Source organism: Microbacterium sufflavum (assembly GCF_023091155.1).
Classification (GTDB): Bacteria; Actinomycetota; Actinomycetes; order Actinomycetales; family Microbacteriaceae; genus Microbacterium; species Microbacterium sufflavum.
The window spans coordinates 102062-126340 of sequence record NZ_JAHWXK010000001.1 but is presented as its reverse complement, the minus strand read 5'-3'; the positions used below and the strand labels follow the sequence as shown (position 1 = coordinate 126340).

Annotated in this window: 16 protein-coding genes and 1 other RNA gene; 14 read left to right on the top strand and 3 right to left on the bottom strand. The window is 72.3% G+C overall.

The genetic code is table 11. From position 1 onward, the window contains the following. Positions 1-2 precede the first annotated feature (2 nt). From KZC56_RS00640 to KZC56_RS00630, 3 genes are read right to left on the bottom strand one after another with little or no spacing between them, the layout of a single operon-like run. The gene (locus KZC56_RS00640; protein ID WP_247637619.1) at positions 3-2270 is read right to left on the bottom strand and encodes a transglutaminase TgpA family protein; all 2268 of its coding nucleotides are present in this window, start codon (positions 2268-2270) and stop codon (positions 3-5) included. After that, positions 2257-3447: a DUF58 domain-containing protein gene (locus tag KZC56_RS00635; RefSeq protein ID WP_206252923.1), complete on the bottom strand. Its 1191-nt coding sequence runs from the start codon at positions 3445-3447 to the stop codon at positions 2257-2259. Before KZC56_RS00635 ends, KZC56_RS00640 begins: the two co-directional genes overlap by 14 nt. A gap of 10 nt (positions 3448-3457) precedes the next feature. Then, positions 3458-4447: an AAA family ATPase gene (locus tag KZC56_RS00630; RefSeq protein WP_136028517.1), complete on the bottom strand. Its 990-nt coding sequence runs from the start codon at positions 4445-4447 to the stop codon at positions 3458-3460. Between the two features lie 116 nt (positions 4448-4563). Between KZC56_RS00630 and ffs the strand changes: the two genes are divergently transcribed. From ffs to mqo, 14 genes are all read left to right on the top strand, one after another. Beyond that, positions 4564-4660: signal recognition particle sRNA small type (gene ffs, locus KZC56_RS00625), an RNA gene on the top strand. A gap of 54 nt (positions 4661-4714) precedes the next feature. Then, complete coding sequence (locus tag KZC56_RS00620; protein ID WP_247637618.1) at positions 4715-5326, top strand: rhomboid family intramembrane serine protease; 612 nt, start codon at positions 4715-4717, stop codon at positions 5324-5326. Then, the gene (locus tag KZC56_RS00615) at positions 5323-6018 is read left to right on the top strand and encodes a hypothetical protein (protein WP_247637617.1); all 696 of its coding nucleotides are present in this window, start codon (positions 5323-5325) and stop codon (positions 6016-6018) included. Before KZC56_RS00620 ends, KZC56_RS00615 begins: the two co-directional genes overlap by 4 nt. A 61-nt stretch (positions 6019-6079) precedes the next feature. Continuing rightward, positions 6080-8206: a phosphate acetyltransferase gene (gene pta, locus KZC56_RS00610; protein WP_206252927.1), complete on the top strand. Its 2127-nt coding sequence runs from the start codon at positions 6080-6082 to the stop codon at positions 8204-8206. Then, positions 8203-9423 carry an acetate/propionate family kinase gene (locus KZC56_RS00605; RefSeq protein WP_247637616.1) on the top strand — a complete coding sequence of 407 codons (1221 nt, stop codon included), beginning with the start codon at positions 8203-8205 and terminating at the stop codon, positions 9421-9423. Before pta ends, KZC56_RS00605 begins: the two co-directional genes overlap by 4 nt. A 100-nt stretch (positions 9424-9523) precedes the next feature. After that, positions 9524-10282, top strand: a complete 759-nt coding sequence (locus KZC56_RS00600) for a beta-phosphoglucomutase family hydrolase (RefSeq protein WP_136034889.1) — start codon at positions 9524-9526, stop codon at positions 10280-10282. Beyond that, positions 10279-12789 (top strand): glycoside hydrolase family 65 protein, encoded by a 2511-nt coding sequence (locus tag KZC56_RS00595; RefSeq protein ID WP_136044210.1) that lies wholly within the window; start codon positions 10279-10281, stop codon positions 12787-12789. Before KZC56_RS00600 ends, KZC56_RS00595 begins: the two co-directional genes overlap by 4 nt. A 74-nt stretch (positions 12790-12863) precedes the next feature. After that, on the top strand, positions 12864-15257 hold the full coding sequence (locus tag KZC56_RS00590) for a DNA polymerase III subunit gamma and tau (RefSeq protein WP_247637615.1): 2394 nt from the start codon (positions 12864-12866) through the stop codon (positions 15255-15257). Beyond that, positions 15257-15850 (top strand): recombination mediator RecR, encoded by a 594-nt coding sequence (gene recR, locus KZC56_RS00585; RefSeq protein WP_136032137.1) that lies wholly within the window; start codon positions 15257-15259, stop codon positions 15848-15850. Before KZC56_RS00590 ends, recR begins: the two co-directional genes overlap by 1 nt. Then, positions 15847-16776 carry a DMT family transporter gene (locus KZC56_RS00580; protein WP_136032139.1) on the top strand — a complete coding sequence of 310 codons (930 nt, stop codon included), beginning with the start codon at positions 15847-15849 and terminating at the stop codon, positions 16774-16776. Before recR ends, KZC56_RS00580 begins: the two co-directional genes overlap by 4 nt. Positions 16777-16902: 126 nt before the next feature. Further along, a complete protein-coding gene (locus KZC56_RS00575) occupies positions 16903-18189 on the top strand; it encodes an aspartate kinase (RefSeq protein ID WP_136032141.1) in 1287 nt (428 codons plus the stop codon). Positions 18190-18368: 179 nt separating this feature from the next. Then, the gene (locus KZC56_RS00570; protein WP_136036897.1) at positions 18369-19439 is read left to right on the top strand and encodes an aspartate-semialdehyde dehydrogenase; all 1071 of its coding nucleotides are present in this window, start codon (positions 18369-18371) and stop codon (positions 19437-19439) included. A 320-nt stretch (positions 19440-19759) separates the two neighbouring features. Next, positions 19760-22687, top strand: a complete 2928-nt coding sequence (locus KZC56_RS00565) for a fibrinogen-like YCDxxxxGGGW domain-containing protein (RefSeq protein WP_247637614.1) — start codon at positions 19760-19762, stop codon at positions 22685-22687. A gap of 153 nt (positions 22688-22840) precedes the next feature. Then, positions 22841-24271, top strand: coding sequence for a malate dehydrogenase (quinone) (gene mqo, locus KZC56_RS00560; RefSeq protein WP_240745413.1), 1431 nt, complete (start codon positions 22841-22843; stop codon positions 24269-24271). Positions 24272-24279 lie beyond the last annotated feature (8 nt).

Below are 24279 nucleotides of genomic sequence, written 5' to 3'. Positions count from 1 at the left end.
GCTCAGGCCAGCAGCGCCGCATCCGCTCCGCGCGGGGCGTACAGCGACCGCGGCAGCAGTCGCGCGCGCACCCGGGTCGGGCCGTCGACGCTGTGCTGCAGGCTCGACAGCACCGCACGCAGGGGTTCCGCGAGATCGTCGGTCTCCTGTGCGCCGGGGCGGGCGTAGTTGGCGCGCTCGACCGCGGTGGTGAGGCGCTGCAGGGCTGTGGCGTCCGCGCCACGGTCGCGCGCGAGGGCGGCGGCTCGCGCACGGGGGCTGTCGGCGTCCGACACCGGCAGCGCCAGGTCGAGCAGGGTGTCGCGCAGTTCCGCCCACGCGGCGGCCGCGTCGCCTCGGGCCGCGCGACGCATCCGCATCTGCCGCTCGATGAGCCGCACGATCCCGGGGAGCAGGAGCAGCACGACCACCCCGAGCGTCACGAGCGCGACCGGGGTCGGGTCGAGGCGGCGCAGCTCTCCGGATCCCGCGGACCCGGGGTCCGCGTCACCCCGGTCGACGTCGGGGCCCTGCGTCTCCTGCGTCTGCGGCGCCGTGGTCGGCGCGGGCTCCGTGATCCCGCCGGTCGCACCGCCCTGGGCCTCGCCCGCGCGGAACGCCGTCGGGACGCCGAGCGACGCGGTGGGCTCGAACGACACCCAGCCGATGCCGGGGAACAGGACTTCGGGCCAGGAGTGCAGCTGGTCGCTCGTCACGGAGAAGATCGACTCGTCTCCGCGCTTCTCGTCGGTGAGCGAACCGGGGAGGTACCCGACCACGATCCGCACCCGCATGTCGAGGCTCTCCGCCATCAGAGCGAACGCGCCGGCGAAGTGCACGCAGTACCCGGAGCGCTCCTCCAGGAAGCGGGCGACGGCGTCGGCGCCGGTGCCGTCGAAGCCCTCCTCCACCGGCGTCTCCAGCGAGTAGTCGAACTGCGCGCGGAACCAGTTCTGCAGCGCCACGAGCCGGTCGTAGTCGGTGTCCGCGTCGGCGGTCACCTCGGCCGCGAGCTCGCCGATGATCCCGGGCAGCTCGACGTCCTCGATGTCGGGATCCGCGAGCGGCGGGGCCGCGTCGACCGCACGGATCTGCTCGAGCGTCGGCGTGACGCGCGTGGAGCTCACGGTGTAGTCGTTGCCGGCGGCGTCGGACCGACGCGAGTACAGCGTGCGGTTCTCGGGGGCCACCCGCCACGACCCGTTCAATCCCGACACGTCGGTGGCGGGGTACGGCACCGGCAGCCAGGCGCTCGACATGCGCAGGATGCGGATGGACGTGGTGGCGTCCTCGGTCGCGACGCCCTCGCTCCACTCCGGCTCCCCGAAGCCGTCCGCCTGCGACTGCAGGTCGCCGCGGTCGGGCTGCCACACACGGCCGTCGAAGCGGGACAGCGTGGTCAGGCGCAGATAGGGCGCGGTGGCGGCGTCGGTGGCGAGGGTGAGCACCTCGACCGGGTTGGGCTGGCGCAGGTCGTCGCCGAGGCGCAGCGACGCGTCGACGGTCACGCCGACGCCGGTGCCGGCCATGGTGGGGGCGACGGGCAGCGCGGGCGTCACCACCAGGGCGGAGACGACGGCGGCCGCGCCGACCCCGACGGCGACCGACAGCGAGCTCCGGCGCGGAGAGGAGCCGTCGCGCTGCGCGGTGACCCGGAACAGCAGCAGCGCCGTGAGCGCGAGGGCCACGAACCAGGCGACGTTCGGGTCGCCGAAGGTCACGATCATCGGCACGGCGCCGATCACGCCGATCAGCACGGTGGCGAGCACGGCCGAGCGCTGGGCGACCAGGTGGTCGAGCAGGATCGCCACCACGGCGAAGCCCGCACCGAGGGCACCCGCCAGTGCGGGGGAGGCGTCGAGCGGCGCCGAGCCGAACACGATCTGCTCCCAAGCGGCCGCCCCCAGGCCCTGGAACACCGCGAGGGTCGTCGCGGTGGGAACGACCCCCAGGATCGCGGTGTCGCCCGCGAGCAGCAGCGTGAGCACGGCGACCGCGACCGCGACCTGGGCGAGCAGCGCGCCGAGGTCGCCCAGTCCCGCGCGCCGGCGGCGGAGGAGGTGACGGACGAGCATCCCGGTGCCCACCACGGCCACCACGATCAGCACGACCGTGAACGACCAGGCCCCCGGCGTGATCACCGAGGTGAACGGCCACATGGCCACGAGCGCTCCGACCGCGGCGAGCACGCCCGTGGCGACGACGCGATCCGGTTCGTCGCGGTCGCGGTGCCACCGCGGCACGGTGCGCGGCGGCGGGGTCGCGGCGCGCGGCTGCTCAGCGCGGAACATCGCCCGCTCCGCTCCGCGCGGCCAGCGCGTCGTCCCAGGCCTCGGCGACGTCGGTGCCGAGGGCGGCGACGGTCCACCCGTGCTGTCGTGCCGCGTCGGCCGCACCCGGCAGCGGCTCGGTGGCGAACAGCAGCGGGGCCGCGGCTCCCGCGGGACGCAGCAGCGCCGCGTCCTCCTCGTCGACGCGTCCGGTGACGAACACGAGCGGCCCGGGCGGGGTGCCGCCGACGAGGGCCGCGAGCTCCCGGGCCTCGCCGCGCGGGGTCACCAGGGCGAGTGCGACGAGCAGGCCGTCGCGGTCGTCCTCGTGTCCGCGGAGCGCGCCGAGCAGCGTGCCCGCGGTGTCGATCACGTCGACGCTGTAGCCCTCGGCGGCGAGGTGCAGGGCGGCCGAGGCGCACAGCGACACCGCGGACTCGAAGGCCGGGTCGGCGGCGTCGCCCTGCGGGTCCCAGCGACCGGCGCTCCGGTCGAGGACGACCAGCGCGTCGGGGCTGGACTCCTCCTCCTCCTGGCGCACCATCAGCTCGCCGCGGTGGGCCGTGGCCCGCCAGTGGATCCGGCGCATGGAGTCGCCGGGGGCGTAGCCGCGCGGGGACAGGTTGTCGCTGCCCTGTCCGAGGCGGGTCGACGAGGTGTGGGCCGTCCCTCCCGCCGCCCCGATGCGCACGGCGAGCGGTGTGAGGGCGAACACCTCCGGCACCACCGTGATGGTCCGGGTGTCGCCGAACGCCTGCTCCCGCTGCGCGAGTCCGAACGGGTCGACCGTACGGAGCATGAGGGGGCCGAGCGGCCAGACGCCGCGCCGCACCCCCGTGATGAGGTAGCTCAGCTGCGCGGTCTCGGCGGGGTACTCGCCGCTGGAGTCTCCGGCGACCGCGTCGGGCAGCACGTCATGCCACAGGCCGTGCGGCACCCGCAGCGCCCGCAGCGTGAAGCGCACCGTGACCCGCGAGGCCTCCGACACCGTGAGCAGGTCGGTCGAGATCTGTCGCGCGACCGTCCCTGAGCGCCGTGGCAGCCGAACCGCCAGCGCGGAGAACAGGGTGAGGGCGGCCAGGAACACGGCCATGAAGAGGAGGATGCGCGCGCCGAGCACGTTCGCCGCGACCAGGCAGCCGAACGCCGCGACGAGCGTGCCGGTGCCCCGGCGGGTGAGGAGGCGGCGTCGTCGCATGGCGGGGGTCTCAGGAGCGGGTGGCGACCGGGACGCGCACGCGCTCGGCGATCTGCGTGAGCGCGGCCTCGATGGGCTGGGCTCCGGCGCGATGGGCGCCGCGCGCGGGGAGCAGGCGGTGGGCGAACACGGGGAGGAGCAGCGACGTGATGTCGTCGGGGATGACGTAGTCGCGGCCGTCGAGGGCCGCCCACACCTTCGCCGCACGCACGAGCTGGAGGGTGGCGCGGGGGCTGGCACCGAGATGCAGGCTCGGGTCGGAGCGGGTGGCCTGGGCGAGTGCGACCGCGTACTCCTCCAGGGCCGGGGCCACGTGCACGGCCCGCGCCCAGGCGATGAGCTGCGCGACGGACGCGGCGTCGGCCACGGGCGTCACGGTGGCGAGCGGGTTCACCACGTCGCGCTGCCGCAGCATGAGGGCTTCCGCGCCCGGGTCGGGGTAGCCCATCGAGATGCGCATCATGAAGCGGTCGCGCTGCGCCTCGGGGAGGGCGTAGGTGCCCTCCATCTCCAGCGGGTTCTGCGTCGCCACCACGAGGAACGGGTCGGGCAGGCGGTGCGTGGAGCCGTCGACCGTGACCTGGCCCTCCTCCATGGCCTCCAGCAGCGCGGACTGCGTCTTGGGGGACGAGCGGTTGATCTCGTCGGCGATCACGATGTGGGCGAACACGGCGCCCCGCTTGAACTCGAACTCCCGGTCGACCGGGTTGTACACCGACACGCCCGTGACGTCGCCGGGCAGCAGGTCGGGCGTGAACTGGATGCGGCGGACCGTGGCGTCGATGCTCGCGGCCAGTGCGCGGGCGAGCATCGTCTTGCCGACGCCCGGCACGTCTTCGATGAGCAGGTGGCCCTCCGCGAGCAGGCACACGAGCGCGCTGCGTACGGCGTCGGGCTTGCCGTCGATGACCTGGCTGATCGAGCCGAGAATCGCCGCCGTCTGGGCGGCGAATCGCTCGGCGTCGATCGTGACCGGGGTCAGGGGGGCGTTCTCAGGCATGCGATCCCTCTCACGTCGACGCAACGATGCGCGTGAATCGATCGTACGCTCCGCGCGGCGTGCGGGACCATGCCCGCGTGGGTTCGTCGCCCCGCCGCTGGTCGGGTAGAGTGGACGACGGCTCTCCGCGTGGCGGCATCCAGGCCAATTCCCCCAGGGCGGAAACGCAGCAAGGGTAACCGGGCTCTGCTGGGTGCGCGGAGGGTCTTTTCTTTTGCCGGGCCCGGTACACAGGCGTTCGTCGGACGGGCCTGCGACAATCGAGCGGTGACCGTCCCCCCTCCTTCGCGGCCGCCGCATCCGCTCGCCCGCTTCGCCTCGCCGGTGCTGCTGCTGGCGGTGATGTGGCTCGTGCAGTTCGCCGATGCCCTGCTGCCCGGATCGTTCACGGGCTTCGGTCTGCGGTCGTGGGACCTGTCGGGGCTCAGCGGCATCATCCTCGCCCCGCTGCTGCACGCGAGCTGGGCGCACCTCATCGCCAACTCGGTACCGTTCCTCGTGCTCGGCTGCCTGGTCGCGGTCGAGGGGGCGCGCCGCTTCTGGGCCGTCACCGTGATCGTCGCGGTCGTCGGCGGGGTCGGCACCTGGCTCGTGAACGCTCCAGGCACGCTCACGGTCGGCGCCTCAGGCCTGGTGTTCGGCTACTTCGGCTACGTCGTGATGCGCGTGTTCGCGCCGGGGCGCGTCGCCCATCGCATCCTCTACGCCGTGATCGCCGTGGTCGTGATCGGCGTCTACGGCGGCACGATGCTCGCGGGCGTGATCGGCGTGGCCGACGGCGTCTCGTGGCAGGGGCACCTGTTCGGTGCGATCGGCGGCGGCGTCGCGGCGCTCATCGGGCGGCGCTCCCATCCGGCGGCGGGAGCCGTGCGCCCGTGACCGCGTCCCGCGCGAGGCCGCGGGCGGGCAAGCCCGCCGCCCGGCGGAGGCCCGCGGCGAAGAGGTCTCCGGCGGCTCGGCGTCGCGCGGCCGCGCGGCGCCGGACGGCATCCCGTGCGCGCTGGCGCACGCGCGGCCGGCGTCTGCTCGTGTCCGCCGGCGTGGTGGCCGTGGTCGCGGGGCTCCTGGTGCTCATCCCGCTCGGCCTGGCCCGCGACCCCGCGCCGGTCTGCATCGACCGCCCGGAGACCTTCCCCGCGGCGGGCATCCAGGGGTGGCGCGGCGAACAGCTGGAGAACGCGGCGACCATCATCCGCACGGCCTCCGCGCTCGGCTTCGGGCGCGACGGGCAGATCCTCGGCGTGATGACCGCGATGGGGGAGAGCAGCCTGCGCGCGATCGACTACGGCGACTGGGAGACCCGCGGCTGGACCAACCCCGACGGCTCGCGCACCACGAGCATCGGGCTGTTCCAGCAGCAGGACTGGTGGGGCAGCGTCGAGCAGCGGATGGACCCCGCGGCCTCGGCCACGCTGTTCTACGAGCGTCTCGGGCGGCTTCCGGAGTGGCAGTCGATGCCGGCGTCGCACGCGATCCACCGCGTGCAGATCAACACCGACCGCGAGTACTACGCCGGCTACCAGGAGGATGCGACGGCCGTGGTCGACGCTCTGTCCGGACCGTGCGAGTGACGGCGCGTTAGTCACGGCACCGTCCGGGCGCGTCCGACGGCGCCCCGCCTAAGCTGGGGGCGTGGCGCGGAGCATCTACATCACCTCGGCCGAAGGCCATACCGGGAAGTCGACGATCGCCCTCGGGGCGCTCGACGCCCTGATGCGCGTCTCCCCGCGCGTCGGGGTCTTCCGACCCATCGCGCGGTCGGTCGCCGAGCGCGACGAGATCCTCGAGCTGCTGCTCGCGCACGACGGCGTGCAGCTTGACTACGACGACTGCATCGGCGTGACCTACGACGACGTGCGCGCCGACCCCGAGGCCGCGCTGGCGACCATCGTCGCGCGGTTCAAGGCGGTCGAGGCGCAGTGCGACGCGGTCGTGATCGTCGGCAGCGACTACACCGACGTCGCGAGCCCCGCGGAGCTCGGGTTCAACGCGCGCATCGCCGCGAACCTCGCCGCGCCCGTGCTGCTCGTGCTGAGCGGCCGCGACCAGCAGCGTCAGGCCGAGCAGCTGGGCACCACCACCGCCCGCACGCCCGCCGCCGTGGGGCAGATCGCCGCCCTCGCGCTGTCCGAGCTCGCCGCGGAACGGGCGGAGCTGTTCGCCGTGGCGGTCAACCGCGCCGACCCTGAGGCGCTGGAGCCGATCGTCGCCGCCGTTCGCGCCGTGCTTCCGGCCGACCGCACCCCGGTGTGGGCGATCCCGGAGGACCGCGCCCTCGTGGCACCGTCCATCCGCGGCATCCTCGCGGCGATCGACGGCACGCTGCTCGCGGGCGACGAGGAGCGCCTGACCGCGGTCGCCCTGTCGATCGTCGTCGCCGGCATGTCGATGGTGAACGTGCTGCCGCGGATCACGGAGGAGGCCGTGGTGGTGATCCCCGCCGACCGCACGGAGGTCCTCCTGGCCGCCCTGCTCGCCGATTCCTCCGGGACCTTCCCGCGCATCGCCGGCATCGTGCTCAACGGGCCGTTCCCGCTGCCCGCGCCCATCCTGCAGCTTCTCGACGGGTTCGCGTCGTCCGTGCCGATCATCACGACCGACCTGGGCACCTACGACACGGCGGTGCGCGTGATGGGGACGCGCGGACGGATCACGGCCGATGCCCGCGGGCGCTACGAGCGGGCGCTCGGTCTCTTCCAGGCGCACGTCGACATCGCCGAGCTGACCGAGCAGCTCGGGCTCGCCGAGGCCCACGTGGTCACGCCGCTGATGTTCCAGTACGGCCTGATGGAGCGGGCGCGGGCCGACCGTCGCCGGATCGTGCTGCCGGAGGGCGACGACGACCGCATCCTCCGCGCGGCCGCGACGCTGCTCGCGCGAGACGTGGCCGACCTCACGATCCTGGGCGACGAGGCCGCCATCCGCGCGCGGGCCTCCGAGCTCGGCGTCGACATCGCCGACGCGCAGGTCCTCAGCCCCACCGACCCCGAGCTGGTGCAGCGGTTCGCGGAGGAGTACGCCCGGTTGCGCGCGCACAAGGGCATCACGCTGGAGCGGGCGGCCGACACGGTCACCGACGTGTCGTACTTCGGCACCATGATGGTGCACCTGGGTCTCGCCGACGGCATGGTGTCGGGGGCTGCGCACACGACAGCCCATACGATCCGCCCGTCGTTCGAGATCATCAAGACCAAGCCGGGGGTCGAGGTCGTGTCCAGCGTGTTCCTGATGGCGCTCGCCGACCGCGTCCTGGTGTACGGCGACTGTGCCGTGATCCCCGACCCCACGGCGGAGCAGCTGGCCGACATCGCGATCTCGTCGGCGACGACGGCGCGGCAGTTCGGGATCGACCCGCGCGTCGCGATGCTGTCGTACTCCACGGGGGAGTCCGGCAGCGGCGCCGACGTCGACAAGGTGCGCCAGGCCACGGCGCTCGTGCGGGAGCGCGCGCCGGAGCTGCCCGTGGAGGGCCCGATCCAGTACGACGCCGCCGCCGACGCCGCGGTCGCCAAGGCCAAGCTGCCCGACTCCGCGGTGGCCGGCCGCGCGACGGTCTTCGTGTTCCCCGACCTCAACACGGGCAACAACACCTACAAGGCCGTGCAGCGGTCGGCGGGAGCGGTCGCGATCGGTCCGGTGCTGCAGGGTCTCAACAGGCCGATCAACGACCTGTCGCGCGGGGCGCTCGTGGACGACATCGTCAACACGGTCGCGATCACCGCCATCCAGGCGCAGAGCGCAGAGGGGGAGCGGGCGTGAGCGCGATCCTGGTGATCAACAGCGGATCCTCCTCGCTGAAGTACAGCCTGATCGACGTCGAGCGGGAGGACGAGCTCGCGAGCGGGCTGATCGAGCGCATCGGCCAGGAGTCGAGCCCGGTGGCCCACACCGTCCGCCCGGTCGTGGCCGCCGACGCGGTGCCGACCATGCTCGATGCGACGTACCGCGAGGAGCGGCCGATCCCCGACCACGCGGCCGCGTTCGAGGTGATGCGCGAGCAGTTCGCGGCGCACGGGCCCTCCCTCGACGCGCACCCGCCGGTCGCCGTCGGGCATCGGGTGGTGCACGGCGGGGCACGCTTCTACGCCCCCACGCTGATCGACGCCGACGTGGAGCGGCAGATCGGCGAGCTGGCCGTCCTCGCCCCGCTGCACAACCCCGCGAACCTGGCCGGGATCCGGGCCGCGCGTGCGGTGTTCGACGCCGTCCCGCACGTGGCGGTGTTCGACACGGCCTTCCACCAGACGCTTCCGCCCGCGGCCTACACCTACGCGATCGACGCGCAGCTCGCCGCCGAGCACCGGGTGCGCCGTTACGGGTTCCACGGCACGAGCCACCAGTACGTGAGCGAGGCCGCGGCCCGCTTCCTCGACCGACCGCTGGGGGAGCTGCGCCAGCTGGTGTTCCACCTCGGCAACGGGGCCTCGGTCACCGCGATCGACGGCGGTCGCTCGGTCGAGACGTCGATGGGGCTCACGCCGCTGGAGGGGCTCGTCATGGGCACGCGGTCGGGCGACCTCGACCCCGCGGCACTCGTGCATCTGTCGCGACGCGCGGGGTACACGATCGACGACCTCGACACGCTGCTGAACACCCGCAGCGGACTCGCGGGGCTGGCGGGGCGCAGCGACATGCGCGACATCCTCGCCGGGGTCGCGGAGGGCGACGAGGCGGCGGTGCTGGCCTTCGACGTGTACGTGCACCGGCTCCGCGCCTATGCGGGGGCGTACATCGCGCAGCTCGGCGGGGTCGACGTGATCTCCTTCACGGCGGGCGTCGGCGAGAACGCGGCCCCGGTGCGGGCGGCGGCCCTGGCGACCCTGGGCTTCGCGGGCGTCGAGCTCGACCAGGAGCGCAACACCGCCAGAGAGCGCGGGATCCGGGTGATCTCGACCGACGCGTCGCGCGTGACGGTGCTGGTGCTGCCGACCGACGAGGAGCTCCAGATCGCCAGGCAGACGGCCGAGCTGCTCTGATCGCGGCTGCGGGGTTACCCCGTGCGTGCCGCCCGCATTACGCTGGCACAGTGGCACGGAGAGGTGCCGATCCGTCCCTCGCCCTTCTCCTGGAGGCCCTGTGCCAGAAGCGCTGCCCGACCTGCTCCTCGCCGATGGAGTGCTGTTCGATCTCGACGGCGTGCTCACGCCGACCGCCGAGGTGCATATGAGGGCGTGGAAGGCCGTCTTCGACGACGTGTTCGCGCGCTGGGGCATCACCCCGCCGTACACCGACGAGGACTACTTCGCGTATGTCGACGGCAAGAAGCGCTACGACGGGGTCGCGAGCCTGCTGCGCAGCCGCAACGTCGAGGTGCCGTGGGGATCCGTCGACGACGACCCCTCGGCCGAGACCGTGTGCGGGATCGGCAACCGCAAGAACGCCGCCTTCGCGGCGTCGCTGCGCGGGCAGGGCATCGCCCCGTTCCCCGGCTCGCTCGCTCTGGTCGAGCGGCTGCACGCGGCCGGTGTGCCGATGGGCGTCGTGTCGAGCTCGAAGAACGCCGAGGAGGTGCTCGCCGCCGCCGGCATCCGCTCGTTCTTCCGCGTCGTGGTCGATGGCGTGGTCGCGGAGCACGACGGCCTGGCCTCCAAGCCCGCGCCGGACATGTTCGCGGCGGGTGCCGTCCGCCTGGGCGTCGACCCCGCCCGCAGCGTCGCGGTCGAGGACGCCACGTCCGGTGCCGCGTCCGCCGCCGCCGCCGGCTATGCGACCGTGATCGGCGTGGACCGCGGCACCGGTGCCGACGCGCTGCGCGCCGCCGGCGCCACGCACGTGGTCGACGACCTCGCCGCCCTGCTTCCCGACACCCGCACCGACATCCCGGAGACCGCATGATCGACCGCGACCGCTTCCCCGTCGACCCGTGGCGTCTGATCGAGACGCACTACTCGGAGGAGGGTGTCGGCGAGACGCTGTTCTCGGTCGGCAACGGCTACCTCGGCCTGCGCGGCAACCACATCGAGGGCCGCGGTGCGCACGAGCACGGCACCTTCATCAACGGGCTGCACGAGACCTGGCCGATCCGCCACGCCGAGCAGGCCTACGGCTTCGCCGAGGTGGGGCAGACCATCGTGAACGCGCCGGACGCCAAGGTGATGCGGCTGTACGTCGACGACGAGCCGATCTCGCTCGACGACGCCGACGTGCGCGAGTACGCCCGCACGCTCGACATGCGCACGGGCGTGCTGGAGCGTCGCGTGGTGTGGGAGACGCCGTCGGGCAAGCGGGTCCGCATGCGGGATCAGCGGCTGGTGAGCTTCGAGGAGCGTCACCTCGCGGTGCTGCGCCTCGAGGTCGTGGTGGAGAACGCGGATGCGCCCGTCACGATCAGCTGCCAGCTGCTGAACCGCCAGGACGGCGCCGGTGTTTACGCGGGGACGCCGATCGGAGCCAAGAGCGGCGCGGGCTTCGACCCGCGCAAGGCGGAGCGCATCGCCGACCGGGTGCTGGAGCCCGCGGAGCACTGGCAGGACGGGCTGCGCTCGGCGCTGTCGTACCGGGTCGCGGCGTCGGGCATGACCGTCGCGGTGGTGGCCGACCACATCGTCGAGACCGAGAACCAGTACAACGCCAGGACTCTGTGCGAGCCGGACATCGCGAAGAACGTGTTCCGGGTGCAGGCCAAGGCGGGCGTGCCGATCACCATCACGAAGCTCGTCAGCTACCACACCTCGCGGGGCGTGCCGACGCGGGAGCTGGTCGACCGGTGCCGTCGTTCGCTCGATCGCGCGACCGATGAGGGCGTGGAGTCGGTGTTCCGGCGGCAGCGCGAGTGGCTCGACGCGTTCTGGGAGCGCAGCGACGTGCAGATCGGCGGGCGTGACGACCTGCAGCAGGCCACCCGCTGGTGCCTGTTCCAGCTCGCGCAGGCTTCGGCGCGCGCGGACGGGGCCGGCGTCCCGGCGAAGGGCCTCACGGGGTCGGGCTACAGCGGCCACTACTTCTGGGACACCGAGATCTACGTGCTCCCGTTCCTGACCTACACGACCCCGCGGTGGGCGTACAACGCGCTGCGCGCCAGGGTGAAGATGCTTCCCGCCGCCCGTCGGCGGGCGGCGCAGCTCAACGAGGCGGGCGCGCTGTTCCCGTGGCGCACGATCAACGGTGAGGAGGCGTCGGCGTACTACGCGGCCGGCACGGCGCAGTACCACATCAACGCCGACATCAGCTTCGCGCTGGGCAAGTACGTGCGTGCGACGGGCGACGAGGCGTTCCTGCGCCGCGAGGGTGCCGACATCGCGATCGAGACGGCGCGGCTGTGGGCGACGCTCGGATTCTGGCGCGGTGCGCGGCTGGTCGAGCAGTCGGACGCGGGTGACGGCCTGCAGACGTTCCACATCCACGGCGTCACGGGGCCGGACGAGTACACGACGGTCGTGAACGACAACCTGTACACGAACGTCATGGCGCGCTACAACCTCCGCTACGCGGCCAAGGTGGTGCGCGAGATCCGCGACAGCTACCCCGAGGACTACGCGGCACTGGTCGAGCGCACGGGGCTGGGGCCGGGCGAGGCGGAGTCGTGGGAGCGGGCGGCCGAGGCCATGTACATCCCGTACAGCGAGAGCCTGGGCATCCACCCGCAGGACTCGCTGTTCCTGGAGCGCGAGGTGTGGGATCTGGCGAACACGCCGGCGGATCAGCGGCCGCTGCTGCTGCACTTCCACCCGCTGGTCATCTACCGGTTCCAGGTGCTGAAGCAGGCCGACGTGGTGCTGGCGCTGTTCCTGCAGGGCAACCACTTCACGCCGGAGGAGAAGAAGGCCGACTTCGACTACTACGACCCGCTGACCACGGGCGACTCGACGCTGTCGGCCGTGGTGCAGTCGATCCTGGCCGCGGAGGTGGGGTACCAGGACCTGGCGCAGAAGTACTTCGAGCAGTCGCTGTTCGTCGACCTGCACGACCTGCACCACAATGCGTCGGACGGCGTGCACGTGGCCTCGGCCGGCGGGGTGTGGACGGCGCTGGTGTGCGGCTTCGGCGGCATGCGCGACTACGCGGGCGACCTGAGCTTCGACCCGCGGCTCCCGGCGGGGTGGCCGTCGCTGTCGTTCCCGCTGCAGTGGCAGGGGTCGGCGCTCACCGTGACGGTCACGCGCGAGGAGCTGCGGGTCGAGGTGCGCAGCGGCCCTCCGGTGCCCTTCAGCGTGCGTGACACCGCGTACTTCGCGACGCTGGAGGACCCGGCGGTGGTGCGGCTGGCCGACCAGGGGCCCGTGATCGCCGGGCGGCCGACGCTGCGGGAGTTCGCCGATGCGCGGCGCGACGACGGCACGCGCCTGTCGGCCTCGGTGCCGGTGATCACGACCGCGATTCCGGTCGTCGAGCCGATCGACTGAGCCGGGCCGCGCCTCCTCCGTCGAGGAGGGGGCGCGACCCGCCGAACGTCGGTGGCACGCCGTAGGCTGGGGTGGTGACCACAGCCCTCTACCGCCGCTACCGCCCCGAGACGTTCGGCGAGATGATCGGGCAGTCGCAGGTGACCGATCCGCTCATGACGGCGCTGCGCGGAGACCGCGTGGGTCACGCCTACCTCTTCTCCGGTCCGCGCGGCTGCGGCAAGACCACGTCGGCCCGCATCCTGGCGCGCTGCCTGAACTGCGCCGAGGGCCCGACCGACACCCCGTGCGGCGCGTGCCCGAGCTGCGTGGAGCTGTCCCGCGCGGGCGGCGGGTCGCTCGACGTGGTGGAGATCGACGCGGCGAGCCACAACGGCGTCGACGACGCGCGCGACCTGCGTGAGCGGGCGACCTTCGCCCCGAGTCGTGACCGCTACAAGATCTTCATCCTCGACGAGGCGCACATGGTCACGCCGCAGGGGTTCAACGCGCTCCTGAAGCTGGTGGAGGAGCCGCCGGAGCACGTGAAGTTCATCTTCGCGACCACCGAGCCCGAGAAGGTCCTCGGCACCATCCGCTCGCGCACGCACCACTACCCGTTCCGGCTCGTGCCGCCCGCCGCGATGCTCGAGTACGTCGAGAAGCTGTGCGCCGAGGAGGGCGTGGTCGTCGAGCAGGGCGTGCTGCCGCTCGTCGTGCGTGCGGGCGGCGGCAGTCCCCGCGACACGCTGTCGCTGCTCGACCAGCTGATCGCCGGGTCCGACTCCCCGGCCGGGTCGGAGACGGTCACCGTGGGCTACGCGCGCGCCGTGGCACTGCTCGGCTACACGCACGGGGCGCTGCTCGACGAGATCGTCGATGCGCTCGCCGCGGGCGATGCCGCCGCGGCCTTCCCCGCGATCGACCGCGTGGTGCAGACCGGGCAGGATCCGCGGCGCTTCGTCGACGACCTGCTCGAACGCCTGCGCGACCTGATCGTGATCGCCGCCGTGGGCTCGGGGGCGTCCGCGGTGCTGCGCGGCATCGCGGAGGACGAGCTCGACCGCATGCGCCGCCAGGCCGAGGCGTTCGGGGCGCTCCGGCTCTCGCGCACGGCCGACGTCGTGAGCGCGGCCCTCGACGACATGTCCGGCGCCACGTCGCCCCGCCTCCACCTCGAGCTCATGGTCGCGAGAGTGCTGGCGGAGGCCTCGGGCGCGGGCGCTGCTCCCGGCACCGCGTCGTCCGCGGTCGGGGGATCGGCCCCCGCGCCGGCTGCGGCTCCCGCGTCGGCCGCGGCCGCAGCACCGTCTGCCGTGCCACCCGCGCCGGCCATGGCGCAGGCGTCTGCCGCGCCGGGAACGTCGGCGACGCCCGCCTCGTCCGGGGCTCCCGCTGCACCCTCACCGGCCCCGGCGCCGTCCGCGGCTCCCGCTGTGCCGACGCCCGCCTCGACCGTGGCACCGGCCGCGTCGGCTCCCGCTCAGCGCGCGTCCTCCGCGGCGAATGAGGCGGTGTCGTCCGATCCCGCGAGCCCCGACCGCGCCACCTCCACCTCCACCTCCACCTCCGGGGGCTCCGACGCCGGAGGCTCGGCCGCCGCCGACGACACCGCGTCGGCGCCGTCCGTGTCTTCGCCGCCCCCCGCCGGCCCGGTCACGTTCGACCGCATCCGCGCGGCGTGGCCGTCGGTGCTCACCCGGCTCGAGGGCATCAGCCGCACGTCGTGGCTGCTCGCCACCGCGGTGCAGCCGCTCGCGTACGACACCGACTCCGAGGTGCTCACGCTCGGGTTCACGAGCCAGCACGACGTGGCGAAGTTCAAGGGCACCACGCCCGGCTCCGGTCCGTCCGACCACCTGCGCTCCGCGATCGAGCAGGAGGTCGGCGTCCGGGTGAAGTATCTGCCGGCGCCGATGCCGCAGGGGGGAGCGCCGCGCCAGCCCGCATCCTCCGGGCCCAGCGCCCCCGCCGACGCCGCACCCGCATCGGAGCCTGCCTCAGCGGCGCGAGCCCGCCCGCAGGTCCGCAGCGACTCCGCCGCGCCCGTGACCGAGTGGGCCGTGGCCGCGATCCCCACCGCGGAGCCGGTGGCCGCCGCCGCCCCGGCGCTCGCGGTCGACGAGGAGCCCGAAGAGGTCGAGGCCGCCTCGTCCGCGCCCGCCCCACCGGCCGACGGTGCCGCGGACCGCGACGAGCCGCCGCTGCCCGGAGACGACGAGGCGCCCGCCTTCGACGACGAGCCGCCCTACGACCCGTCGTACGAGCCGGCGTATGAGCCGCGATCCCCGTCCGCCCCACCAGCGGCGCGCCCCACCGCGCAGCCGTCCAGGGCCGCCGCTCCGTCGGTCGCCACCCCGCCCGTCGTGGTCGAGCGCACCCCCGCCGCCGGGGGCGTGCAGCGCTACGGTGAGGCCGTGATCCGCCAGGTGCTCGGAGCGACGTTCCTTCGCGAAGAGCCCTACGAGCCCCCCACGAGGTTCTCCTGATGTACGACGGCATCGTCCAAGAGCTGATCGACGAGTTCGGCCGGCTTCCCGGCATCGGGCCCAAGTCCGCGCAGCGCATTGCGTTCCACATCCTGCAGACGCCCACGTTCGACGTGGCACGGCTGGCCGAGCTGCTGACCGAGATCCGCGTGCGCGTGCGCTTCTGCGAGATCTGCGGCAACGTCGCGGAGCAGGAGCGGTGCGCGATCTGCCGTGATCCCCGTCGCAATCAGGCGCTCATCTGCGTGGTCGAGGATGCGAAAGACGTGGCGGCGATCGAGCGCACGCGTGAGTTCCGTGGCCTGTACCACGTGCTCGGCGGCGCCATCAGCCCGATCGCGGGCATCGGACCGGACGATCTGCGCATCGCGCAGTTGATGACGCGCCTCGCCGACGGCACGGTGCAGGAGGTCATCATCGCCACGAACCCCAACCTGGAGGGCGAGGCGACCGCGAGCTACCTGAGCCGGCTGCTCACCACGATGCAGATCACGGTGTCGCGCCTGGCGTCGGGGCTGCCCGTGGGCGGCGACCTCGAGTACGCCGACGAGGTCACGCTCGGTCGTGCCTTCGAGGGGCGGCGCGTGCTGTGACCCCGCACTCCGGCTTCACGCGCCGGGGCTGGCTGCTCTTCGGAGTCATGGCCCTGCTGTGGGGCGTGCCCTATCTGTTCATCAGCATCGCGGTGGAGTCGATCTCCCCGCCGGCGATCGTCGCGGGCCGCACGCTGATCGCGGCGCTGCTGCTGCTGCCGTTCGCGCTGCGCAGCGGAGCCCTGCGCGCGGCGCTCCGGCACTGGCCCTGGGTGCTCGCGTTCGGCGCTGTCGAGATGGCCGGGCCCTTCGTGCTCCTCGGTCACGCGGAGATGACGCTGCCGTCGGGGATGACGGGGCTCCTGGTCGCGACGGTTCCGCTGTTCGCGGCGTTGATCGCGCTCGGAGGCGGCGACCGCGGCGTGCTGCGCCCCGCCCGGGGCATCGGTCTGCTCGTGGGTTTCGTCGGCGTCGCGATCGTGGTGGCCGGCCCCGGTCTGTTCGGCGGCGACGTGAGTCTGCTGGCGGCGGGTGAGGTCCTGCTGGTCGCCGTGCTCTACGCGATCGCGCCCTTCATCGTGGCGCGAAAGCTGGCCGACGTGCCGTCGCTGGGCACCATCACGCTGTCCCTGCTGATGATCGGCCTCGTCTATCTGCCGATCGGTCTCCTCACACAGCACGAGGTGCCGACGCTGCCCTCGCTCGGGGCGCTGCTCGCCCTGGCGGTGATCTGCACGGCGCTGGCGTTCCTGGCGTTCTTCGCCCTCATCCGGGAGGTGGGGCCGGTGCGCGCTCCGCTGTTCACGTACGTCAACCCGGTGGTCGCGATCGTGCTGGGCGCGATCGTCCTGTCCGAGCCGCTCACGCCGGGTCTGCTGATCGGCTTCCCGCTGATCATCGTCGGCTGCTGGTTCGCCGCGACCGGCGGCCGGCTGCGCCCCGTGCCGCCGCCGTCCTCCACCCCGGCCCCGCCCCTCGCCCTCTAGCGCCCGCGCCCTGCGGTGAGTCGCGCAACCGGTGAAGGGTCCGCGTCCGTCACATGCGCGGTCGGGCATGTGCGCGATCCGTAGAATGAGCGTGGGCGGATCCGCCCGTCATCCCCGGGAGTGAACGTGGCCCTCATCGTGCAGAAGTACGGCGGCTCGTCCGTCGCGAACGCAGAGAGCATCAAGCGCGTCGCCAAGCGCATCGTCGACACCCGTCGTGCGGGCCACGACGTGGTGGTCGCGGTCAGCGCGATGGGCGACACGACCGACGAGCTGCTCGACCTCGCCAATGAGGTGGCGCCGATCCCGGCACCGCGCGAGCTCGACATGCTGCTGTCCAGCGGTGAGCGCATCTCGATGGCGCTGCTGGCGATGGCGATCCACTCGATGGGCTTCGAGGCGCGGTCCTTCACGGGCAGCCAGGCCGGGATGATCACCGACTCGCAGCACGGCGCCGCGCGCATCGTCGACGTCACGCCGGTGCGGCTCCGTGAGGCGCTCGACGAGGGCGCGATCGTGATCGTCGCCGGGTTCCAGGGCTTCAACCGCGACACCCGCGACATCACCACCCTCGGCCGTGGCGGCTCCGACACCACCGCCGTGGCCCTGGCGGCAGCGCTCGACGCCGACGTCTGCGAGATCTACAGCGACGTCGACGGCATCTTCACCGCGGACCCGCGGGTGATCCCGAGGGCGCAGAAGCTCGACCACGTGTCGAGCGAGGAGATGCTCGAGCTCGCGGCGAACGGTGCGAAGGTGCTCTACATCCGCGCGGTCGAGTACGCACGCCGTCATGGCGTCCTGATCCACGCCCGGTCGACCTTCTCGTCGGCCGAGGGCACGTACGTTCTGGGCGAGGGCATGAAGAACCCTCGCGAAGCCGAGGGAGCAGCCATGGAAGAGCCCATCGTCGCCGGAGTCGCCACGGACTTCAGCCAGGCCAAGATCACGGTCGCGGGCGTGCCCGACGTTCCTGGCAAGGCCGCCGACATCTTCAAGATCGTCGCGAAGTCGGGCGCGAACGTCGACATGATCGTGCAGAACGTGTCGGCCGCGTCCACCGGACGCACCGACATCTCGTTCACGGTGCCGAAGGCGGATGCCACCGCAGCCCTGAAGGCCCTCGCGGGTGAGCAGGCCGAGGTCGGCTTCCTGAACCTGGTGCACGACGACCAGATCGGCAAGCTCTCGGTCGTCGGTGCGGGCATGCGCACGCACTCGGGTGTGTCGGCGACGCTGTTCGAGGCGCTGTCGGAGGGCGGCATCAACATCGAGATGATCTCCACGTCGGAGATCCGCATCTCGGTGGTCCTGCGCGCCGACGACCTGGCCGAGGCGGCCCGCACCGTGCACACCGCCTACGGGCTGGACGGCGAGGCCGAGGCGACGGTCCACGCCGGCACCGGTCGCTGATCCTGCCATCGGCCGTCCGGATCCTGCCGACGTCGTCACGGCGCCGTCACGCGGGCGGTCGGCCGCTGTCGGCACGGTAGACTCGCCGAAACCCTGACACCGGCGCCAGGCGTGGCCTCCGCATCCCGTCGCCGCGCCCGAAGCCTCGTACGCCGTACCGCACGAAGCCAAGGAACCTCATGACCCGCATCTCCGATTCAGGACTCTCCGTCGCCATCGTCGGCGCCACCGGCCAGGTGGGTACCGTGATGCGCGAGATTCTCGCGGAGCGGTCGTTCCCGATCCGCGAGCTGCGCCTGTTCTCGTCGTCGCGATCCGCGGGCACCGCGATCGAGTTCGGCGGCGCGACCGTGATCGTGGAAGACGTGGAGACGGCGGACCCCGCGGGCATCGACATCGCCCTGTTCTCCGCCGGCGCGACCGCGAGCCGTGCCTACGCGCCGCGGTTCGCCGAGGCGGGCGCGGTCGTGGTCGACAACTCGAGCGCGTGGCGGATGGACCCCGAGGTCCCGCTCGTGGTGAGCGAGGTCAACCCGCACGCGATCGACGCCCGTCCGAAGGGCATCATCGCCAACCCGAACTGCACCACGATGGCGGCCATGCCGGTGCTCAAGGCGCTCGACGCCGAGGCCGGGCTCGAACGGCTCATCGTCTCGACGTATCAGGCGGTCTCCGGCTCCGGTCTCGCCGGCGCCCAGGAGCTGCTGGGCCAGGTCGAGGGCGTGCTGGCTCAGGGCAACACCCTGGAGCTGGTGCACGACGGTTCTGCCGTCGACTTCCCGGAGCCTGAGAAGTACGTGGCACCGATCGCGTTCGACGTCATCCCGTTCGCGGGCAACCTCGTCGACGACGGTGACAACGAGACCGACGAGGAGAAGAAGCTCCGCAACGAGAGCCGCAAGATCCTCGAGCTCCCGGGTCTGCGCGTGGCGGGGACGTGCGTGCGGGTGCCGGTGTTCACGGGTCACTCCCTCTCGATCAACGTCGAGTTCGCGCGGGACATCACGCCCGAGCGCGCGCGCGAGGTCCTGAGCGCGGCCCCCGGGGTCGTGCTCGATGAGGTGCCGACGCCCCTGCAGGCTGCCGGCAAGGACCCGAGTTTCGTCGGTCGCATCCGCGCCGACCAGTCCGCGCCGGAGGGCAAGGGGCTCGTGCTGTTCCTCAGCAACGACAACCTCCGCAAGGGAGCCGCGCTGAACGCGGTGCAGATCGCCGAGGTGCTCGCGGAGCGCCTCGCCCCCGTACGCTGACCCGGGGCGCGGGACCGTCCCGCCCACGGGGGACAGCGGGACCTGACGTCATCGCATATCGGCATGCTCAAGGATCGAACCGCTCGGCAGGTAACGTGTTAGCCGGCCGAGGTCGCCGCTCCGCGCATCCGCGGGTCCCGACGGAGACCTCCTAGCCGGGCCGTCCCGATCGGGGCGGCTCCTGGTCGTCCCTCCGCGGGGGCGCAGGCGCCGCGGCGCGTGCGCGCGGAGGGGCGTGGATTCTGGGGGTAGGACGAATGGGTCTCGATCGGAGATCACGGGGGGCACGATTCCGTCGTGCCCTGGCGACGGCGGCCGCGGTGACGGCGACCATCGCGGGCTCGCTGGTGGTCGGGGGTGCGCCGGCGTCTGCGGCGGCGGCTCCCGATGGCCTGACGCAGGAGACGGCCGCGGCGTCGTGCTGGGAGGTCAAGCAGAACGATCCGACCGCGCCGGACGGCGTGTACTGGCTGGTGACTCCGCGGCTCGTGGCGCCACAGCAGTTCTATTGCGATCAGACCACCGGCGGAGGCGGATGGGTGCTCATCGGCCGCGGCCGCGAGGGGTGGAAGGAGGGCTACAACGGTGTGGGAACACCCGAGCAGGTCCGCGACACCCCGGCGGGCACTGCGGCGTTCGCGCCCGCGCAGCTGTCGTCGAAGACGATCGACGGGTTGCTCGACGGCGGTCGCGTCGACGCGCTGCAGGAGGGCGTGCGTGTCCGTCGCGCGCTCGACACGGCGGGTTCGGCGTGGCAGGAGGTGCGCTTCTCCTTCGCCAACCGCGACCGCTGGGTGTGGACGATGGGCGGCGGGCACGTCCTCACGTCGTTCTCCTTCAAGAACCCGGGGGAGCGGTCGAAGACCACCGGCAGCGGCGGGACGTCGGCCGTGTTCGGCGTCGACACCGGCGCCAAGCGCGTCCGCTTCGAGGAGGGCGATCTGCCGTACCGCTTCCGCAACGGCTGGTCGTTCGGGGCGCAGGTGTCGGGGAACGAAGACCCGTCGTCGTACCTGTGGGCTCCGGCGGGCACGAGGGGCAAGGCGCGCCCCTTCGCCCAGGTGTTCCTTCAGCCGAAGCTCATGACCAGAGACCTCGACTACGGCACGATCGGGTCCCAGGGTGCTCCGGCCATCACGCAGTCCGCGATTCCCAACAGCAACGCCATGACCACCACGTGGGGTGTCGCCGGGCTCGCCAACGGGCTGTCCGGGGAGGCGAACACCGAGGTGGCGTCCTTCGGCGAGGCGGGCGGCAACGTGTTCGTCGGCGGGAACTTCGCCACGGTGCAGCAGTCGGAGGCGGGCGCCGGTCAGGTGGCGCAGCCCTACCTCGCCGCGTTCGCCCTCGGCACGGGCGCGTGGGTCTCGTCGTTCCGGCCCGTCCTGAACGGGCAGGTGAAGGCGATCGCCGGTCTTCCCGACGGGCGGGTCGCCATCGGCGGCCAGTTCTCGACGGTGAACGGCGTTCCGCAGGCCGCGATCGCCTTCCTCGACCCGGCGACCGGGCAGCTGTCCGGTCCGCAGGTCGTCGCCGAGCATCGGGCGGCGGGGGCGGTGCCGTACGTGCGGGACTTCGACGTGCAGGGGGACTACCTGTATGTCGCCGGTTCGTTCACCCACCTTCGGGCGGCCTCGTCGACCGTCAGCGCGAGCGCGTGGGACGGGGGCCGGATCGACCTCACGACCGGACGGCCGGACACGGCCTGGAATGCCAACCTCAACGGCACGAGCATGTCCGTGGACGCGTCGGCGGCCGGCGATCGTGCGTACTTCGCCGGCTACTTCACGATGCAGGGGGCGATCACGACCACCAGCGCTGCGGCCCTGCAGACCACGGCGGGTGCCGCCGGTGTCACGCCGCACTGGACGCCGACGTTCAGCAGGCCGATGTACGACGCCGCGGGGAACCCCACGGGGTGGGTCTATCAGAACGCGGTGACCGAGACGGGCGGTCGACTGTGGCTCGGCGGATCCCAGCACTCCCTGTTCTCCTACGACCGCACCGACTTCCGCCTGATCAGTGGAAACGTCACGCTGAAGGGCGGCGACTTCCAGACGATCGCCCAGAACGCGGACTCGACCCTCATCGCCGCCGGGTGTCACTGCGGTGATTGGGTGTATGAAGACGCCTACACGAACCCGGAGACGCCGAGGACTGCCTCGGAGATCGACGATATGTCGTTGATCGGCGTCTGGGACGCGGTGACGGGTCGACACGTGTACGAGTTCGCGCCCGATCTTCAGGCGCGAGAGGGGCACGGCGCCTGGGCCTCGTTCTTCGACAGCACGGGTGTGCTGTGGGCGGGTGGCGACATCACCCGCTCGGTCCGTGCGGGTGGTTCCCGGCAATGGTCCGGTGGTTTCGTGCGGTTCGCTCCGAGGGACTCCGTCGCCCCCGCTGTGCCGACGCGCCTCACGGTCACCCCGGCCGGCGGGGCGACGACGTTGACGTGGAACCGCATCTCGGATTCGAGCTCGGTCACCTACGAGGTGCTGCGCGGCAACCGCGTGATCGCGTCGACGACGGCGGCGAGCTACACGGCGCCGGCGTCGTCGGAGGCTGCGACGTACTACGTCCGGGCGCGGGATGCGGCGGGCAACCGCTCCGCGACCACGGCGGGTGTCGCCGCGGCTGCCGACGCCGCTGCTCCGGCCCCCGCTCCCGCTCCGGTCGCGCCCGACGAGGCCGTCACCCCGGACGCAGCCGTGCAGCCCGGGCAGCCGTCGACGGACACGTTCATCGCCAACGGTGCGACGTGGTCGTGGCGGTACTCCGCCGATCCGCTCCCCGCGGACTGGAACACGGTGGAGTTCGACGCGTCCGCCTGGCACACGGGCCCCGCGGTGCTGGCGCGTGGGGTCGCCGGTGCGGCGACCGACATCGACCCGGACGACCTCGCGGTCAAACCGCAGAGCGCGCATTTCCGGACCGTCTTCACGGTCGACGACCTGACGGGTCTGCACGACGGAACCGTGTCGGTGATCGCGGATGACGGGGTGGCCGTCTACCTCAACGGCGTGGAGATCGGGCGGTCGAATCTTCCGGCCGATGCGACCCTCCGCCAGACGACGTTCGCGTCGTCCTCGGTGGCACCCGGCAAGGCGGCGGCCAGTCGCGCGTCCTTCACGGTGCCGGTGTCGCTGCTCCGGCAGGGCGTCAACGTCATGTCGGCGGAGGTGCACGAGAACAATCCGGGCAGTGCCACCATGAGCTTCGACCTGACGTACACCGCTCCGCGCAACTGAGAACGGACGACGCCGAGCCCGCTCCCGCCGCACGGGGGAGCGGGCTCCGGCGTGCCCGAGCGGGGTCGCCCGGCGGACGATCGGCCCCGAGCCACGCCCTAGACTGGTCGGGTGACTGAAAACGTCGATGTCGTGCTGATCGGTGGTGGCATCATGAGCGCCACCCTGGGTACTCTGCTGCACGAGCTGCAGCCGGAGTGGAAGATCGTCGCCTTCGAGCGGCTGTCCGACGTGGCGCAGGAGAGCTCCAATCCCTGGAACAACGCGGGCACCGGGCACGCCGCGCTCTGCGAGCTCAACTACATGCCGCAGCAGGGCGATGCTCCGCTCGACCCCGCGAAGGCCGTGTCGATCAACGAGCAGTTCCAGCAGAGCCGGCAGTTCTGGTCGTCGCTCGTCGAGAAGGGTGTGCTGGACGCGCCGTCGACGTTCATCAACGCGACCCCGCACATGACGTTCGTGCGCGGCGAGAAAGACGTGGCGTACCTCAGGAACCGCTACGAGGTGCTCAAGGAGCAGCCGCTGTTCGCGGGCATCGAGTACAGCGAGGACTCCCGCGTCATCAACACCTGGGCGCCGCTGCTGATGCAGAAGCGACGCAAGGGCGAGCCCTTCGCCGCCACCCGGGTCCCCGCGGGCACCGACGTCGACTTCGGCGCCCTGACGCACCAGCTGTTCGATCACCTCCGCGAGTCCGGCGTCTCGGTGCGCACGAACCACGAGGTGAAGTCTCTCAAGCGCCAGAAGGACGGCACCTGGCTCCTCAACTACCGCACCACGGTGGGGCGCACGCCCAACCAGATCAAGGCGAAGTTCGTGTTCGTCGGGGCGGGCGGCTGGGCGCTCAAGCTGCTCCAGCGGTCGGGCATCCCGGAGATCAAGGGCTACGGCGTCTTCCCGATCGGTGGGCAGTTCCTCAAGACCACGAACCCGAAGATCGTCGCTCAGCACAAGGCGAAGGTGTACTCGCAGGCGTCCGTCGGTGCGCCGCCGATGTCGGTGCCGCACCTCGACACCCGCGTGGTCGACGGCGAGGCGTCGCTGATGTTCGGCCCGTTCGCGACCTTCAGCCCGAAGTTCCTCAAGAACGGCTCCATGCTCGACATCGTGACGCAGGTGCGCGCGCACAACCTGTGGCCGATGCTGCGGGTGGCGTTCGCGAACCCCGATCTGATCACCTACCTGATCAGCGAGCTGATGAAGAACCACCGCAAAAAGGTCGACAGCCTGCGCACGTTCATGCCCACCGCGAAGGACGAGGACTGGACGCTCATCAACGCCGGTCAGCGCGCGCAGGTCATGAAGAAGGATGCGAAGAAGGGCGGCGTGCTGCAGTTCGGCACCGAGGTGGTCGCCGCCGGCGACGGCTCGATCGCGGGGCTGCTCGGCGCCTCTCCGGGGGCTTCCACGGCCGTGCCGATCATGCTCGATCTGCTCAAGAAGTGCTTCCCGGGCGAGTTCCCCGCGTGGGAGCCGCGGCTGCGCGAGCTGATCCCGACCTTCGGCCAGAAGCTCAACGCCGATCCGGCGCTCGCGGAGGAGTCCACGGCGGCGACCGCCGCCGCCCTCGGCATCAACGCCTGAGACCGGAC

What these genes read in the sequence shown, in the direction of transcription:
- mqo (WP_240745413.1), top strand. Translation starts at nt 22,841, where the DNA reads ATGAGCGCCACCCTGGGTACTCTGCTGCACGAGCTGCAGCCGGAGTGG.
- KZC56_RS00640 (WP_247637619.1), bottom strand. Translation starts at nt 2,270, where the DNA reads ATGTTCCGCGCTGAGCAGCCGCGCGCCGCGACCCCGCCGCCGCGCACC.
- recR (WP_136032137.1), top strand. Translation starts at nt 15,257, where the DNA reads ATGTACGACGGCATCGTCCAAGAGCTGATCGACGAGTTCGGCCGGCTT.
- KZC56_RS00570 (WP_136036897.1), top strand. Translation starts at nt 18,369, where the DNA reads ATGACCCGCATCTCCGATTCAGGACTCTCCGTCGCCATCGTCGGCGCC.
- KZC56_RS00635 (WP_206252923.1), bottom strand. Translation starts at nt 3,447, where the DNA reads ATGCGACGACGCCGCCTCCTCACCCGCCGGGGCACCGGCACGCTCGTC.
- KZC56_RS00630 (WP_136028517.1), bottom strand. Translation starts at nt 4,447, where the DNA reads ATGCCTGAGAACGCCCCCCTGACCCCGGTCACGATCGACGCCGAGCGA.
- KZC56_RS00595 (WP_136044210.1), top strand. Translation starts at nt 10,279, where the DNA reads ATGATCGACCGCGACCGCTTCCCCGTCGACCCGTGGCGTCTGATCGAG.